This window comes from Gloeocapsopsis crepidinum LEGE 06123, assembly GCF_015207655.1.
GTDB classification, from domain to species: Bacteria; Cyanobacteriota; Cyanobacteriia; order Cyanobacteriales; family Chroococcidiopsidaceae; genus Gloeocapsopsis; species Gloeocapsopsis crepidinum.
Map to the genome: position 1 here is coordinate 1 of NZ_JADEWN010000070.1, position 16,071 is coordinate 16,071.

Sequence of the window (16,071 nt, forward strand, 5' to 3'; positions counted from 1 at the left end):
CCCCAACTACTGCATTCAGGGTTGATCTTCTCATTGCCACTGCACTCGATTTAATTAATCCCGTGCATTTGAAAAACTGGTTTACTCACTGTTGCTACTGTGCCTCATAAAACTGCAATAGGCTGTAACTGAAATAACAATCAATGTTAAAACTAAAATTTTAAAGCTGACTTTCCAAAAATTATGAAATTCTCTATTTGCTAATTGGTAGTTGGTTGATAGAAAACTAGGGCTATATTGACTTATAGCCTACTCCTCTAATCTAGAGAGTGATAGTGTTTTGCCTTATGTTTGCTAAATATGAAACTAGGAGACTAAGGAGAAAATAGATGAGAGCGTGATTAAGCACAACTATTTTTTATATTGATAAAATGTCTTACTTTTAGGCTTAAGTTTGCTAATTAATTGCTATTTCAATGCTTAAGTTTTTAGTTCTTTGTCAAGAGAAACTTAACCAAAAATTGCTTGAGATATTTATGAGATTTTTCTAACAATGTGTAGGTTTTTATTTCTTTTGATATGTAGCTAAAGTTATATAAAAAAATTAGTCAACTATAGTAGGATATTAAGAAAAATTATACGTTTTTCCTGCTGAAACGAGTATATGCGAGATACTTCTCCTATGGCTTTAGCTCAAGTGGCAGAATACTTCAAAGTTCTATCAGAAGTGAGCCGACTTCAGGTATTAAGTTGTCTGCGGTCAGGTCCCAAAAATGTTATGGAAATTGTAGAAGCAACTGGATTAGGTCAAGCTAACGTCTCCAAACATCTCAAAATGCTGATGAACTCAGGAATGGTTTCCCGTCATCCTCAAGGAGTCAGTGTATTTTATAAAGTTTCCGATCCCGCAATTTTTAATTTGTGTGAGATTGTGTGCGATCGCATTTCAAATCGCCTGCTAACCCAAGCAAATCAAATCGAAACCCTCAAAATGCCTGACCAAGCATAGATCCAGTAGTGATTGAGTCATTGCCAAATTTTTGCTGATGGAGAGTAGATGAGAACGTTACCAACTTTACAGGGAATACGAGAAAGCAAAGTAATATCTTTTAACTCTAATCTCCAACCTAATGCAGCTCATAATTAGCCTAAATCCAGTGATTACTCGCAATGTGAAGTAATCAAGTAAAAAATATTACCAATTACCAAAGAGTTATACCTTGGTCATTTCACCAAAGATGAGACAAGTTACTTCACTAAAATGAGTGGGCGTTGTCCTGGCTCAAATCGATGACTTTGCTCCTGCATTACTGATTTGGCTTGTTGGGGATCGAAGTAGCGATTAAAATCTGTACGAAGTTGTTCCACACGTCCTTCAGCTGCCTCAACCTCAGATTTAATTTCTTTCAACTGATGTTGCTGTGACAAGTAGTAAGGGACAAGTTTGACCATCGTAGCTCCTGTTGCTACTAACAGCACCAGATTAACAGCTATTTTTGCTGTTGTTTGAATTGCCGTAGTCCGATACGGGTGACGACGGTTTTTTCTCTTGCGAGCAATCCGACGTGGTTCTTCAGGTTTGAGTGGTGGTATAGAATGAATAGCGTTCATAACTGCTCAAAAGCTGCACTAGAGAAAGCTGGTTGGATAATAGCAAGACAATGTGCCGATTTTAGACAAATCTTTTTGTCAATCCCTAAATTTTCAAAAATTGGTCTTTCTTGATTGACGCTGTTTTGTGAAAAACAGCAAGATTTACAAGGGCAGTAAAAAGAATTGCAGCCTGATAAATTGCCCCGTAATGTCACTTAATCTGCATTGCTTCACAAGCAAGTTATCGCTAGCTGGCTTAATAGTCAACAGTAATTTTACTGAACAATTATGAACTTTGCTGAGCTACATGCTATTAGTCAAGCTTCAAACTTAAGCATGACAATCAATAGGATGAAGAATAGTGCCGCAAGGAGTAGCGAGTCAATTTGATTTTCTGCAACTCTCCTTAAGCAGCAAAACCTTCATCCTTTTTCTGTTTATGTCGTTGTAGATGGTGTTACTTGTAAAGCTCTGTTGCTAAGCGGACAGCAAGGACACCAGGGATCAGTGCTACTACAAGTGCTACAAAAACTTGTGTATCTGATATAGACATGGTAAGAAACCTCCTTGAGGCAAAATGTAAATGTATCTAACAATCACTACTTTTGACTAAATTGTTCAATTGATGGAATAAGTTTTTACAATATGAAACAAATTAGGAGGGATCGGAGTTCAGGGATCAGAGCTTAGAGAATTTCTATACTTAAAAGTAAGGAAATCTTTATATTTTGTCGCGGGCTATCTCGACGTCAATCTTTTTTCTTGTCCATAGATGAATCTGCGCTAACACCGTGATCTCTCAAGATGCTGTACCCTGCAAGTCATAATTACACCCTTGGAATAGATTTTGGAACCTCTGGCGCAAGAGCCGTGGTTATCGATTCTACAGGAATAGTGCAAGCCGAAACTAAGATATCGATGACATCTGATGCGTTAACACAGATAAGTACTTGGGAAAATACTTTATTTAGCTTGATTGAGCAAATTCCCCTCAAACTAAGGCAACAAATTAATGCGATCGCCATTGATGGAACTTCTTCAACAGTACTATTGTGCAATGCTGTAGGGACTCCGGTAGCGCCACCACTGATGTATAACGATGCTCGCGGAGTTACAGTACTAGAACAATTAAAAGCGATCGCCCCACCAAATCACACAGTATTGAGTGCAACATCAAGTTTGGCAAAGCTATTATGGCTGTCGCAGCAACCAACATTTACTGATGCTCAATATTTCCTTCACCAAGCAGATTGGTTAGCGTTTTTACTTCACGGCAAACTCGGCATCAGTGACTATCACAATGCGTTGAAGCTAGGTTATGACGTTGAGTACTTTTGCTATCCTCTGTGGCTAACAGAACTTGCGATTGCGCCTCTGCTACCTCAAGTGTTAGCACCTGGTACTGTAGTTGCTACAGTTACGCTGGAAATTGCAACACGCTTTAACTTACCTCGTGATTGCTGTGTGTGTGCAGGAACAACAGATAGTATTGCTGCTTTTCTTGCCAGTGGCGCGACGTTTCCTGGAGAAGCTGTCACGTCGCTTGGCTCTACAATGGTTCTCAAGCTACTGAGCCACACTCGCGTGGAGAATAACCAGTATGGTGTTTATAGCCATCGTCTAGGCGATTTATGGCTCACTGGAGGTGCTTCCAATACTGGGGGTGCAGTGCTACAGCAGTTTTTCTCCAACACTGAGTTACAACAATTAAGTTTTCAGATCGATCCCCAGCAAGCCAGCCCCTTGGATTACTATCCATTATCAAAACCAGGCGATCGCTTTCCTGTAAATGATCCTCACTTACCACCTCGACTCGAACCACGACCAGATAATTTAGTCGAGTTTCTGCATGGATTGTTAGAAAGTATTGCCCGCATTGAACACCAAGGTTATCAACTTTTACAGCAACTTGGTGCAACTTCTCTCATGCGTATTTACACTGCAGGTGGTGGTGCAGCAAATATTACCTGGACTGCTATTCGCCAGCGTTACTTTGGAGTGCCCATAGTAGCATCTAAAGAGACTGAAGCAGCTTATGGCACTGCATTATTAGCTATGCGTAGTATCAATAGTAACAGGAACTAATAGAGAGCGAGTCGTCTTTCCTAAATTAGGGAAGCAGGATTGATATTTAATATGAAATTTCTGATGAAGCATAATGTTAACTTGCGGCAAATTGTTTCAGTTGTGTTGTTGAGTAGTATTTTATCGAGTGTTGTCGTCGCGATCGCTGTAGCCGATTCAGCACCCAGCAATTTATCTGAGCAAAAGTATAAACTTACAAGTCAACGACAAAGCAATTGTGCATCTCAACTTCCGCATTCAGTAGCCGATGCAGTACGACAAGACGTATCTCAACGCGAGAACATTCCAGCTAGTCAACTGCAAGTCACAGTATTAAGTCAGGAAACTTGGTCAGATGGTTGTCTTGGAATAGCACAACCTGATGAATTTTGCACTCAAGCTTTGGTAGAAGGTTGGCGCGTGAGCGTGTCTGATAGTCGTTCAACTTGGGTTTATCGTACCGACTCTCTAGGAAGAGTTGTACGCCGTGAAGAAGAACCTCGAAATACTTCTAATTTACCCGCAATTGTTAGTGATGTAGTATTATAGCAAGCATAAATTGTCTATGCTCTTTGACTGCAGTCGGAGCTATTCAAACGAAGTGTGGCGATCGCACAATATAAGCAAGAGTTTTGTTTGCAAGTCTACTCAGCGAACTACTTAGTTTATTTAGCAGCAAATTCATTCGCCAAGTGCTTTAATGTATTCAACAAATTCCTATCTTGTGGTGCAATAAGAGAATTGCAATTCAAATGCAAGTAGTCCAAATAACCACAGTTGAATCACAGGATGAGTGCAGCACCAGATTTACCTTTACCCCAGGTAATCGGAATTGACTTGGGTGGAACCGCAATTAAACTTGGGAGATTTGCTCAGGATGGTACTTGTTTAGCATCGTTGAGTGTAGCTACTCCTCAACCTGCAACACCACACGCTGTTGTAGATGCTATGGTGGATGCGATCGCTCAAAGTGATCCCGATCGGCAATGTCAGGCGATCGGTATTGGTACTCCAGGTCCTGTTGATGTGTCGGGGCGAATTTCTAGAGTTGCAATTAATCTGCACAACTGGCGTGATGTTCCCTTGGCAGATTGGTTAGAAGCTAAAACAGATCGCCCTGTTGTTCTCGCGAATGATGCTAACTGTGCGGGATTAGGAGAAGCTTGGTTAGGTGCAGGACGACACTTTAGTAACTTAATTCTGTTAACACTGGGAACTGGTGTTGGTGGTGCAGTCATTCTTGATGGCAATCTTTTTGTCGGACATATGGGAACTGCTGCAGAACTGGGCTTAATTACCCTTAACATTGATGGTCCACCGTGCAATAGTGGTAACTATGGTTCGCTAGAACAGTATGTATCAGTCCAGGCAATTCGTCGCCGCACCGGACTCGAACCCGCGCAACTTGGCGCACTTGCCAAAGTAGGAGATATAGATGCATTGACTTTTTGGCAGCAGTATGGTAGGGAGTTAGGCGCAGGTTTAGCGAGCTTGATTTATGTTTTGACCCCCGAAGCAATTATTATTGGTGGCGGTGTAAGTGCGAGCGCAGAGTTTTTCTTTCCCAGCATTCACGCTGAAATTGAATGTCGGGTACTACCTAGTTCCCGCACTGGCTTAAAAATCCTCACCGCCAAATTAGGTAATCAAGCTGGAATAGTAGGCGCTGCTAAGCTTGCATGGAACAGGTTAGAGGAAGCTGGAAGTTATGAGTGTTGAGTTATGAGTTATGAGTTAAGACACTTCTTTGTAATTCAAAACGTGCTAAGGCACCGCTACGCTAACAAAACTTAGAATTCAAAACTCAAAATAATTGCCTCCGCACCTTTGTTCGCGAACAATTCAAAACTCTTTAGAACTCAAAATTCAAAACTCATAACTCAAAACTAATCACTCACCCCTCGCCCCTAGTCCGTCATCACGACACTTCTGCTGGTGCAGGTAATGGAGAAGATGATTGCGATCGCATCATCACTGCTTCAACGAATCCTTTAAATAAGGGATGTGGTGCACTAGGGCGTGATTGAAACTCAGGATGAAACTGTGTCGCTACAAAAAAGGGATGATTTGGGAGTTCGATAATTTCTACCAAGCGCCCATCAGGAGATGTACCGCTAATTGCGTAACCAGACTCTAAAAACAAGTTACGGTACGCATTATTAAACTCGTAGCGATGGCGGTGTCGTTCGTAGACGACTTCTTCTTGGTAGAGCTTGAACGCTAAAGTATTCGGTGTCAGGCGACAAGGATATAACCCTAAGCGCATCGTACCACCCAAATCGACGACATCCTGTTGTTCTGGTAATAAGTTGATCACGGGATGCGAACCTTCGGGATCAAACTCAGCACTGTTGGCGTTTTCTAAACCAGCAATGTCTCTTGCCCATTCAACTACAGCACACTGCATTCCTAAGCACAAACCTAAAAAGGGAATTTTGTGCGTACGGGCGTATTCTACTGCGGCAATTTTACCGTCTACTCCCCGAATGCCAAAGCCTCCTGGCACAATTAAACCATTAACTCCTTCTAGGTAACGCTCTACTGGCTCATTTTCTAAGTTTTCTGAATTTACCCAGCGTAGATGTAAGTCACCACCCATTGCGATCGCCGCATGACGTAGTGCTTCGACAACTGATAAATAAGCATCGCCAAGCCGGACATATTTACCGACAATTGCAATCTCAATATCATGTGTTGGACTATACAATCGCTCTACAATTGTGCGCCATTGACTGAGATCTGGCTGGCGTTGTTCAAGTTGTAGCAACTCTAGTGTTTGCTGTGCTAGTCCTTCTTGTTCAAGATTCAATGGCACTTCATAAATGCTTTTAGCATCTTGCGACGTGATGACACACTCAACAGGTACATCACAAAACTCTGACATTTTTTCTTTTAAGCCAGGTGGCAGCGGGCGATCGCATCGACAAACTAAGATATCTGGTTGAATACCAATCGAGCGTAACTCTTTTACAGAATGCTGTGTTGGCTTCGTTTTCATTTCTCCAGCTGCAGGAATCCACGGTACAAGCGTCACATGCATATACAATACATTTTGTCGCCCGACATCCTTGCGAAACTGACGAATTGCTTCTAAAAACGGCAGCGATTCGATATCTCCTACTGTGCCACCGATTTCCGTAATGACTACATCAGGATTTGTGTTTTTGGCTACTCTTTTAATGCGTTCTTTGATTTCATTTGTGATGTGCGGAATGACCTGCACTGTCCCACCCATGTAGTCACCGCGTCGCTCTTTATTCAACACAGCTTGATAAATTGAGCCTGTTGTGACACTGTTGAGCCGCGACATCGATGTATCTGTGAAGCGCTCGTAGTGACCTAGATCTAAGTCAGTTTCGGCGCCATCTTCGGTGACAAAGACTTCTCCATGCTGAAAGGGACTCATGGTTCCAGGATCAACATTGATATAAGGATCGAGCTTTAGAATCGATACTGAATAATCGCGTGACTTCAGCAACCGTCCCAAACTGGCTGCAACAATGCCTTTGCCAATGCTGGAGACGACACCGCCAGTGACAAAAACAAATTTAGTCATATAAATTCAATTAAATTCAATGAGGAACTTATGCAGATATACCCCGTCAATTGTGCCACAGTATTGAGGAACTCGTGGAGCAAGCATCTTGCTTGCAGTAAAAGAGTGGCGCTTTGGTTAGCGATCAATGAAATCTATAATATTTTCTTCCCTTCCTTAGATCTAAAATTTCTCAACGCTATTCTTATTGTGACGTGAAAAGAATCGGATTAAGTTTATTCATTGCTGTCATGGCATCTGCGCCAGCTTGGGCAAATCAACCACTGTCTGTTGTTTATCCACCTAACGAGCATCAAACCACATCAGAGCGCATTTTTTTGATTGGAACAGCACCACCAGATGCAGAAGTAACCGTAAATGGTCAAGCGATCGCCCGCAGTCGGGCTGGGCATTTTGCGCCTAGTTTTCCTTTACAGCTCGGCGATAATGTTTTTACGCTGCGCTATCAAAATCAGCAAGTTCAAGTTAAAGTCACACGGCTATCTACAACACCGAAACTTCCAGTCGGATTAGCGTTTGCTCAAGATTCTCTAACTCCAGCAGTTGATGTAGCAAGATTGCCAGGAGAACTCATTTGTTTTAGTGCGATTGCTCCCCCCAAAGCAACTGTAGCAGTTCAAATTGCAAATCAAAAAGTTCCCTTACTGCCACAATCTCAAATCCAGCTACCGCCAAACTCTGCAGCACTAACTCAACAAAATCAGCCTACTGAAGCTGTTACTGGTCAATATCAAGGCTGTACTACATTACCAGACAATAACATTAATACTGTATCTAACTCAATTCAGCCCCAGTTTCAGCTAACTGTTAATGGTAAAACGACAACACAACCGAGTCCTGGCAAAATTTCAATTCTGTCCCCCGCACAGTTAGAAGTTGCCGAAGTGATCGCTGATGCTGGTGTTGCACGTACAGGACCTAGCACCGATTATTCTCGCCTGACACCTCTACCCAAAGGAACCCGCGCTAGTATTACTGCAAAAGAAGGTGAATGGCTACGTCTTGATTACGGCGGCTGGATTAACGGTAAAGAAACCAGGATTGTTACTGGTGCAGTTCCACCGCGATCGCTCATTCGTAGTGTCAGCGCCCGTCAAGTTGCTGGTGCAACTGAAATTGTGTTTCCTTTGCAAGTACCAGTACCAGTCAGCGTACAGCAAGGCGATCGCACATTAACTTTAACCCTCTACAATACTACTGCACAAACCGACGTCATTCGTCTAGATGATAACCCGCTTATTTCGCGTCTAGATTGGCAACAAATCGCGCCAGAACAGTTACAATACACCCTCAACATCAAATCAGCTCAACAGTGGGGCTACAAGCTGAGATACGACGGTACAAGCTTGATATTGGCTCTACCTCATCCACCAAGCCAAGTCAAAAATCCAGAATCATCATTAGCCACTAGCCACCAGCCACTAACCACTCTTTCTCAACCTTTAGCTGGAATTAAAATTCTTCTCGATCCTGGACATGGTGGGGCAGAATTGGGCGCAAGAGGACCAAATGGATATCCTGAAAAAGAGATTAATTTAGTCATATCAAAATTAGTGCGCGATCAACTGGTAGCAAGAGGTGCGACAGTGTATATGACACGCGAGGAAGATACTGAATTATCGTTAGGCGATCGCGTGGCAATGATTGATAAATTAGAACCAGCGATCGCACTTTCACTACATTACAACGCCTTACCCGATAGTGGTGATGCCATCAATACTCAAGGATTTGGAGCGTTTTGGTATCATCCCCAAGCTCATAACCTCGCTGTATTTCTACATAATTACGTCGTCAACAAACTCCAACGCCCCTCTTACGGAGTTTACTGGAATAACTTAGCACTCACCCGTCCTGCTTCAGCACCTTCAGTGTTACTCGAACTAGGATTTATGATTAATCCTACCGAGTTTGAATGGATTGTCGATCCACAAGCACAACAAAGATTAGCAGAGGCAATTGCTCAAGGTATTACTGAGTGGTTCAGTCGCGTTCAATCTTAGAGCGTCAGAATATTATGAGGAGTACTTATGCACGCGATCGCCGCACAAGCATAAAGTTAAATAAAATGTGTACTACGTCATTCAACCTTTTGAAGTCTACAAGCTGGTGAAGAGTAAATATTCAGTTGCAAGGTGGTGAACCTTATTGGATGTCAGAGGTAGATTTGGAAATCGGTCGCTATACAACAATGCCCTTAGAACCAACACAACAAGAAGGGTTAGCATGGTACGATCAACAAGGAAATCGCTATTTGACAGCAGAAGAGCGATCGCACCAAGCACAACAACGCGCCGAAAGACTCGCGCAACAACTGCGAGAATTAGGTGAAGATCCCGATCAATTATAAAAATTAGGTTGCTTCAGTGACTGCCTAAATGTAGTAACACAACAGTTGTTGATCTCACGATTTCATTAACTGTGTATCGAGTTCTGAATACTGAGAAAACAAGCTGTCAATACTAGCTAGCTTTGCTTTGTAAACGAGTGCTGTGGCGATAATTAAACAGTCAAAAGGGTCTTTGTGAACAGGTGATAAGTTGACTGCTTGATAGGCGATTTTGGCAGTTAGTGGAAATAATGAAATACCTGTTGGTTCCAAAGCATCTTGAAGCCAAATATCAACACTACAAGGCAATTCCAACCGCCCTTTTTGCTGTGCTAAAGCGACTTCATAGCAGGATACAGTGAAATCCCAACTTGATCAGCCGTTTCAATTATCTCTCGCCAGTGAGATGGAAATAGCTCAAATTCTTGGGTAACAAACCAAACCCAAATATGAGTATCCAAAACAATTACTTGAGACATTCCCAATCTAGTTCTTCAATCGCAGAACTCACCAAATCACCCAAGGTTTTACCTTTACCTGCAATGGAAGCAGGAGGAGTACGGCGCTTCACTCGTGGTGTAGTATCCTCTAAAATTGTCACAATTACACGGGCTGATGATAGTTTCGGCTCATCTACTAGCCATTTTAGTTGACCATTCTCAAGCGTCGCTTCGTAGCTTTTAAGCATTATTTGTTCAAAATCTTAAAAAGAATAACTTTGTCCCTATTTCCAGTTTACTTCTAACTGTTGAAGTCAAAAAAATTAACGCAGCACTGCTTGACAGTTAATCTGAATTTCTTGCAACACCGCTTCGGATACTGAAGCATTCTATGCATATATGGATAAGCTCAATGATTCAGGTAGGGCAATTATCATTGATCCGATTGCTCCAGAATCAGAAGAAAACGCGATCGCCCAAATTCAAGAACGCTTGCAACACAAGCAGCTATGAGTAACTAAAGCAATATCAAGTTTGTCTACCTCAATCATTGGACGAAAATTTTATACACTAAACGATAGTAAAATTAAGTAAGTGCTTTTTGCTCTATGTGTAATGCGGCGCGATCCAATTTTCTACAAGCTGTTTCAGCAATCACCGGATGTATTATTTGATTTAATTGGCAATCGACCCGACAATGCTGCTGAATATCGCTTCGATTCGGTAGCCGTCAAAGAGCCAAAGTTTGAGATAGATGGCGTGTTTCTGCCACCAGAGACTGAACCTGGAGTCGTGTATTTTTGTGTTGGCGTAGCCTGCCGGAGGCACGGTGCAGTTTCAAACCGATCAACAGCTATACGAACGATTATTTAGCGAGTCGATGTTGTATTTCTATCGTAATGGTTCGCGCTTTTGCGATTGGCAAGCTGTAGTGATTTATCCATCGCGTCGTGTGGAGCAAACTAGGCAACATCCCCATCGTTCATTGTTGCATGGCGAGCAAGTGCATCGGATTTATTTGGATGAGTTAGGTGAGATTCGAGAGTTACCAATCACTGTGGCATCAGTGGTGTTGACAATTGTAGAAGAAGCGCAAGCCCCAGAGGAAGCACGATATCTCTTATTACGCACCGAGCAAGCGGCATTAACACCACAAGCCAAACGCGACATAATAGACGTAGTGACAGCAATCATGGCATATAAATTCTCGACGTTGAGTCAAACGGAGATTAAGGCAATGTTGGGACTAAACTTGTTTGAGGAACCTCGCGCCATTCGCGAAGCAAAAGATGAAGGACGACAAGAGGCGATCGCTTCTGTTGCAATTCGGTTATTAACCCGACAATTCAAGCAAGAACTATCAGAGGAAATGCGATCGCGTATCACTTCCCTACCGCTACCCGTCCTGGAAAACCTCAGTGAGGCTTTGTTAGATTTCACCAATGTGTCTGATTTAGAGACTTGGTTAGCACAAAATGCATAGATCGCACAATGAAGACATCTTGTAATTTAACAAAAATCCTAATCTGGCAGTGCTAACGCTGTATTGAATTACGAATAATTAACTGGCGCTGCATCACCTTCTAGCAAGTATTTAAACAAGTCATCCAATATTTGATTTACTCCTGAAATACCTCTTGTATCCCATCTTTCTAATGGCACAAGATAAGCTCGATTGTTTTTGAATGCTTTGAGACGACTAAATATAGGATGTTGAGAATAAAAGCTTAATGGTCTTCGGTCAAGATTGATAATAAATAAGATGTCAGTGTCGTATTTTTCGATGCTTTCAATGCTGAATGTCTCACCAAGAGCGGGACGTTTGTATCGTACTCCTGTATCAATTAGAACATCAGCCGTGGCATCATAGTTTCTTGCAGGCGTATAAACTAGACCATTACTGTAATAAATTACAGAAACCTCGATTTGTTCCAACTAATTTCCTAAGCGTTGCTGTAATTGTTCAATTCGTTTCTCATATTGACGTAAAAGTTCTTCGGCTCTTGTTTCTTCACCAAGAACTTTAGCAACATAACGCAGATTTTGCTGAAAGAAAGCTTCATCCGCTGGTTTCTCAAAATTTGGAGAAGGCACAACAACAGTAGGTGCGATCGCCGATAACAACTGATATTGATTGTACTTTGTTGCTAAAATCAAATCCGGTTTGAGCATCAAAATTTTTTCGATTGAAGGCTGATCTGGATTCCCAACATTTGTAGCTCCAGCAACATCATTAAGCGATACACCCGAAAGCACTTCTTTCCCCTCGAAGTTATAAGATGTATAACCAACAGGCTTGATACCGAGAGCTACTAGAGGATCGAGTGTGGTGTCAGGGCTTAAGGCAACAATCCGCTGTGGTTGAAGTGGGACACAACTTTCGCCAAATTCGTGTTGAATGACTCGACATTCAGAAGAAGGCTTTAAGGAGATATGAGGTTTTTGGATGACAGGTTGGTAGCAAGCTGTAATGAAAAGTAAAAAAAAAGCCATGTAGCGAAAAGAAATTCTCATGACTACCTAACAAATCTCAAAACTGCCAAGAAACTGTTCCTTGGACGGTGAAAGGAGCGTTTCGAGTGACAAAAGATCCGGAGCCAGTACCTGTGTAGCTTTCTATATCAAAAATATTGCGGAAATTCAGAGCCGCACGGAATTGCTCGCGCTCGTAAAAAATCGCGGCGTCGGTGCGGAGGAAACTGGGTAACTCCACTGTATTCGCAATATCTGCCCATCTTTCGCCAAGATAGTAAAAGCCTATACCAAACCCTAGACCCTGCAAATCGCCGTCTTGAATTCTATAGCTTGTCCACAGGTTGAACGAGTGTTCTGGAGCAGAAAACGTCCGATTTCCTTCTGGAATTACGTTGTCTTCTACGACTTTGGCATCGGTGTAAGCATAGCCCCCAATAATGTTCCATCCAGGTAAAATTTCGCCACTAATATCCAATTCAATCCCTTGACTGTTTTGTTCTCCAGTTTGTACCGAAAAGCCTGGATTATCAAGATCGTCTGTCGTCACGTTGAAGCGAGTTAGATCGTATAAGGCAAGGTTTACCGAGAGTTGGTCGCTGATGTCGGCTCTGATGCCCACCTCATATTGCGTTCCTCGCTCTGGTAGAAGTATGTCTCCACCCGCAGCTCTACCAATCGTCGGTGCAAAGGAGCGAGCATAACTAGCATAGAGAGAAATAGGTGGAATGGGTTGATAGACAATTCCCACTCGTGGACTAAATGCCGTGTCGGATTGACTGGTTTCTTCATCTGTCAGGCGATCGTCTTTGGTTTCCTCAAAGAAATCTACCCGTCCACCTAACAAAAGTTTGAGATTCTCTGCAATAGTAATTTGGTCTTGGAGATAGATTCCAATTGTGTCTCTAGTTGTAAAGCTGTCGTCCGTAAGCTCCCCTGTAAGATCCACAGTTTGATCGTAAACTGGGTCAAAGATGTCTACAGGTTGAGCAGATCCGAATCTAGCTCTAAAATCTGATATATTTCGATTTAGGCTCAAGCCAACCAGAAGTTGATGTTCAAGCGAGCCTATGCTGAATGTACCAAGTAAATCGGCATCTAGATAGTAGTTATTGCCGTATCCACTGCCACTATAAAAGGTTCGGTTTAGTGTACGGTTGTCGTCAGCAAGACTGTCACTGAAAAAGAAAATTTTTCCATCCTCATCATCATAACGCGTATAGCGGAATGCATTCCGCAGTTTCCAATTCTCATTGAAACGATGCTCTAAACGATATCCAACTCTGGCGTTAATTATCTGTAAATTATCTACGGGACCTTCTGGGTTGAAACTGCGGCTGACTTCTCCGTTTGGGTTTTCTAGTACGGTGCCTAAAATAGGTTGAGCGGTGTCCCCATCTTGCCGATCCATAATGTTGATATCACCTTCAACAATGAGATCGGTATTTGGACTTAGCTTCAGTGCTAGGCTAGGAGCAATGAAAGTTTCACTCCCTTCAAAAAAATCGATAAAATTATCGAAGTTACGATAGCTACCAATCAATCGATAAAGCACTGTTCCGGAATTATTTAAAGGTCCAGAGAGATCGAAGATACCTTGATAGTCGTTATAGCTGCCAGCCGATAAGCTCACTTCATAAAATGGATCGCTCAACGGTTGTCGAGTCACAACATTGATAGTGCCACTAAGAGATCCAGTTTCCCCATACAAAGCACCAGCAGGTCCTTTCAGCACTTCCAAGCGTTCCGCATTGACAAAACCACCATTGATAGAAATTTGCGGGTCGGGAATGCCATTGATCAGGAAACCACCATAATTTTCAAAGCCTCGGACACTGAACCAGTCTCTACCGTCAGCAGCACTGGTAATTGAGTTGATGCCAGGCGCGTTTTCCAGCCCTTCTGTAATACCCCTTGCTTGCCGATCTTGTAGCACCTGCTGCGGAATAATTTGGATTGATTGAGGAATATCGCGCAAGGGTGTATCAGTTCTCGTTCCTACACTTGCATCTGGGACGCGATAGCCGTCTTGCTCCCCTGTCACCACTATTTGAATTTCATCTTCCTCTACTGTTATTTCTTCTGTATCTGTTGATACACTTAATACCAATCCCTGCGCATCAGGTCGCACCTCAGCTACAGGTGGCGCATCGGTTCCTGTAATCACTACCTGTACTCGCTCGCCAAGCGTTGTGACTGTTACTAGCGCAATTCCCGCCGTTGGTTCAGCCGCAGAAAACTCTTCTAGCAGCACCGCAGTGGGAATATCCACAATCAAAGTATTGCCCGTTACAGTTGTCGTTGGTGTTGCCAGTTCGCCAGTGGTTTGTAGCACCACTTCTAGCCTGTTTCTGTTTGGTTTAATTGAACTGCGGTAATTTCAACAAGCGATTGAGCAATTTGCGATCGCCATTCGGCAATTGACCTTGCAGGCTGCTTTCTTTCGGTACGCGATTCAGCGATCGCCTCAACATCTACAACACGTTCTGCCTGTGCCGCAGCAGGTGACACTAATCCTACAGCAACCAGCCACAAACCCACGCCCCACGACAGCCGAAACACAATTGATCGCACCTTCACCACACTCCAGTTCTGCAATCGTCTATTGCAAATATTTCTTAGTTCGTACTGAAGTGTAAAAAAATTGAAGCGATCGCGTCTATCCCAAAACTGCCTTTTTACCCGCCAAACATTCACGCGGACTCAAGCCAAACTGCCGCTTAAACACGGCTGCAAAATGCCCCAAATGCTCGTAGCCCACCATATTAGCAACCTCTGCCACGGTATAATCACCAGCGCGTAACAGATGTTCTGCCTGTTCCATCCGCTGCCGCATCAAGTAGCCTAGTACCGAAGTTTTGAATAACGCCTGAAAACCGCGATGCAATGTGCGTTCGCTTATGCCCACCTGCTGTGCCAGTTGCGGAATCAACGGCGGATTATCAAATTCAGCCGTCAAGATCGCTTTCGCTTGATGCAAACAGTCGATTGTGGCAGATTTGAGCGCAGGAAAAACCACAGATAAACCGCGATCGCCCAAAACATCTTCTAGCAGCAGCGATAGCAATTCCAGCACTTTTGCTTGCAGATACAGCCGCTGCATTCCACCTGCAAACGGTGAATGAACAATTTGCCACGCGATCTTTTGTATGGCTGGATTCACCGTCGGAAAAAATGACGGTTTCCACTCATTTGTACGAATCATCAAATCCAAAATTGCCGCCTGTTTGGGATCGCCAACAAACAAATCTGCTAGCGATTCGGGTTCTATATGCACGTCTACAAGTAGAAATGGCTGCGATCGCCTTGACCACCCCGTACACGCAGGTGCAATCCCACTACCAGATAGATAACAGCGTCTACCACCGAAAAGGGAATACTCCGAATTGTAAGTAGCCCCAGTTAAAAAGAGCATAAATTGCACTTCATGCTCATGTACCGATTCTTTGCAGATCACATCATCGCGATACCGATAATGAGAAATTTCTAAATCTATTCCCGAAGATAGGTCAAACTTCCGAAAGAAACCTTGACCTAGTTTTTCCAAAAATTTGTAGCGCGTCTCAAATGCATCCAAGTTGCCTGTACCAGGGTAGCAATCAAGTAGTTCATGCCACTGTTCCATCGAAACAATGAGAGTCATCGGTAGGTGATTAGCAACAGTGCTAGCTAATAGTAGA

The 16,071-nt window shown here is 43.0% G+C and carries 18 protein-coding genes and 1 pseudogene; 9 read left to right on the forward strand and 10 right to left on the reverse strand.

All coding sequences use genetic code 11. The features are described from left to right. Window positions 1–604 precede the first annotated feature (604 nt). Window positions 605–949, forward strand: coding sequence for an ArsR/SmtB family transcription factor (locus tag IQ230_RS21660; RefSeq protein WP_193934320.1), 345 nt, complete (start codon window positions 605–607; stop codon window positions 947–949). Window positions 950–1,188: 239 nt separating this feature from the next. Here IQ230_RS21660 and IQ230_RS21665 read toward each other — a convergent pair whose 3' ends face one another. Then, a complete protein-coding gene (locus tag IQ230_RS21665) occupies window positions 1,189–1,551 on the reverse strand; it encodes a slr1601 family putative cell division protein (protein WP_193934321.1) in 363 nt (120 codons plus the stop codon). A gap of 439 nt (window positions 1,552–1,990) precedes the next feature. Further along, window positions 1,991–2,086: a photosystem I reaction center subunit XII gene (gene psaM / locus IQ230_RS21670; RefSeq protein WP_099704072.1), complete on the reverse strand. Its 96-nt coding sequence runs from the start codon at window positions 2,084–2,086 to the stop codon at window positions 1,991–1,993. Window positions 2,087–2,337: 251 nt separating this feature from the next. Between psaM and IQ230_RS21675 the strand changes: the two genes are divergently transcribed. The 3 genes from IQ230_RS21675 to IQ230_RS21685 all read left to right on the forward strand — a co-directional run bounded on the left by IQ230_RS21675 (window position 2,338) and on the right by IQ230_RS21685 (window position 5,316). Then, entirely contained in the window at window positions 2,338–3,618 is a 1,281-nt protein-coding gene (locus IQ230_RS21675) for an FGGY-family carbohydrate kinase (RefSeq protein WP_193934322.1), read from the forward strand. Between the two features lie 63 nt (window positions 3,619–3,681). Continuing rightward, window positions 3,682–4,146 (forward strand): hypothetical protein, encoded by a 465-nt coding sequence (locus IQ230_RS21680; RefSeq protein WP_193934323.1) that lies wholly within the window; start codon window positions 3,682–3,684, stop codon window positions 4,144–4,146. Between the two features lie 240 nt (window positions 4,147–4,386). Next, window positions 4,387–5,316, forward strand: a complete 930-nt coding sequence (locus IQ230_RS21685; RefSeq protein WP_193934324.1) for an ROK family protein — start codon at window positions 4,387–4,389, stop codon at window positions 5,314–5,316. Between the two features lie 199 nt (window positions 5,317–5,515). Here the strand turns inward: IQ230_RS21685 and IQ230_RS21690 are convergent, their stop codons facing one another. Beyond that, window positions 5,516–7,153, reverse strand: a complete 1,638-nt coding sequence (locus IQ230_RS21690) for a CTP synthase (protein WP_193934325.1) — start codon at window positions 7,151–7,153, stop codon at window positions 5,516–5,518. A gap of 230 nt (window positions 7,154–7,383) precedes the next feature. Here IQ230_RS21690 and IQ230_RS21695 point away from each other — a divergent pair, with 230 nt between their 5' ends. Together IQ230_RS21695 and IQ230_RS21700 are read left to right on the forward strand one after the other, a co-directional pair. After that, window positions 7,384–9,153, forward strand: a complete 1,770-nt coding sequence (locus IQ230_RS21695; protein ID WP_193934326.1) for an N-acetylmuramoyl-L-alanine amidase — start codon at window positions 7,384–7,386, stop codon at window positions 9,151–9,153. A 149-nt stretch (window positions 9,154–9,302) separates the two neighbouring features. Continuing rightward, window positions 9,303–9,500, forward strand: a complete 198-nt coding sequence (locus IQ230_RS21700; RefSeq protein ID WP_193934327.1) for a hypothetical protein — start codon at window positions 9,303–9,305, stop codon at window positions 9,498–9,500. 54 nt (window positions 9,501–9,554) lie between these two features. Here IQ230_RS21700 and IQ230_RS21705 read toward each other — a convergent pair. Together IQ230_RS21705 and IQ230_RS21710 are read right to left on the reverse strand one after the other, a co-directional pair. Then, window positions 9,555–9,958, reverse strand: a pseudogene (locus IQ230_RS21705) (type II toxin-antitoxin system VapC family toxin). Then, entirely contained in the window at window positions 9,946–10,167 is a 222-nt protein-coding gene (locus IQ230_RS21710) for a hypothetical protein (protein ID WP_193934328.1), read from the reverse strand. Before IQ230_RS21710 ends, IQ230_RS21705 begins: the two are co-directional and overlap by 13 nt. 106 nt (window positions 10,168–10,273) lie before the next feature. Between IQ230_RS21710 and IQ230_RS27985 the strand changes: the two genes are divergently transcribed. The 3 genes from IQ230_RS27985 (at window position 10,274) to IQ230_RS21715 (ending at window position 11,402) form a co-directional block, all read left to right on the forward strand. Further along, on the forward strand, window positions 10,274–10,432 hold the full coding sequence (locus tag IQ230_RS27985; protein WP_407646700.1) for a DUF6887 family protein: 159 nt from the start codon (window positions 10,274–10,276) through the stop codon (window positions 10,430–10,432). A gap of 81 nt (window positions 10,433–10,513) precedes the next feature. Then, window positions 10,514–10,792, forward strand: a complete 279-nt coding sequence (locus IQ230_RS27770; protein WP_322742530.1) for a DUF2887 domain-containing protein — start codon at window positions 10,514–10,516, stop codon at window positions 10,790–10,792. Continuing rightward, on the forward strand, window positions 10,749–11,402 hold the full coding sequence (locus IQ230_RS21715; protein WP_322742531.1) for a DUF2887 domain-containing protein: 654 nt from the start codon (window positions 10,749–10,751) through the stop codon (window positions 11,400–11,402). Before IQ230_RS27770 ends, IQ230_RS21715 begins: the two co-directional genes overlap by 44 nt. A gap of 68 nt (window positions 11,403–11,470) precedes the next feature. On the opposite strand, the gene IQ230_RS26960 is transcribed toward IQ230_RS21715, so the two are convergent. The 5 genes from IQ230_RS26960 to IQ230_RS21730 are packed head-to-tail and all read right to left on the reverse strand — an operon-like array spanning window position 11,471 to window position 16,034. Further along, window positions 11,471–11,854 (reverse strand): TroA family protein, encoded by a 384-nt coding sequence (locus IQ230_RS26960; protein ID WP_228055219.1) that lies wholly within the window; start codon window positions 11,852–11,854, stop codon window positions 11,471–11,473. Beyond that, window positions 11,855–12,433 carry an ABC transporter substrate-binding protein gene (locus IQ230_RS26965; protein ID WP_228055220.1) on the reverse strand — a complete coding sequence of 193 codons (579 nt, stop codon included), beginning with the start codon at window positions 12,431–12,433 and terminating at the stop codon, window positions 11,855–11,857. Window positions 12,434–12,449: 16 nt separating this feature from the next. Then, a complete protein-coding gene (locus tag IQ230_RS21725) occupies window positions 12,450–14,729 on the reverse strand; it encodes a TonB-dependent siderophore receptor (RefSeq protein WP_322742533.1) in 2,280 nt (759 codons plus the stop codon). 2 nt (window positions 14,730–14,731) lie between these two features. Continuing rightward, on the reverse strand, window positions 14,732–15,088 hold the full coding sequence (locus IQ230_RS26970) for a hypothetical protein (RefSeq protein WP_228055221.1): 357 nt from the start codon (window positions 15,086–15,088) through the stop codon (window positions 14,732–14,734). Next, window positions 15,051–16,034 carry a helix-turn-helix transcriptional regulator gene (locus IQ230_RS21730; protein WP_193934329.1) on the reverse strand — a complete coding sequence of 328 codons (984 nt, stop codon included), beginning with the start codon at window positions 16,032–16,034 and terminating at the stop codon, window positions 15,051–15,053. The genes IQ230_RS26970 and IQ230_RS21730 overlap by 38 nt, the downstream gene beginning before the upstream one ends. Window positions 16,035–16,071: the final 37 nt, after the last annotated feature.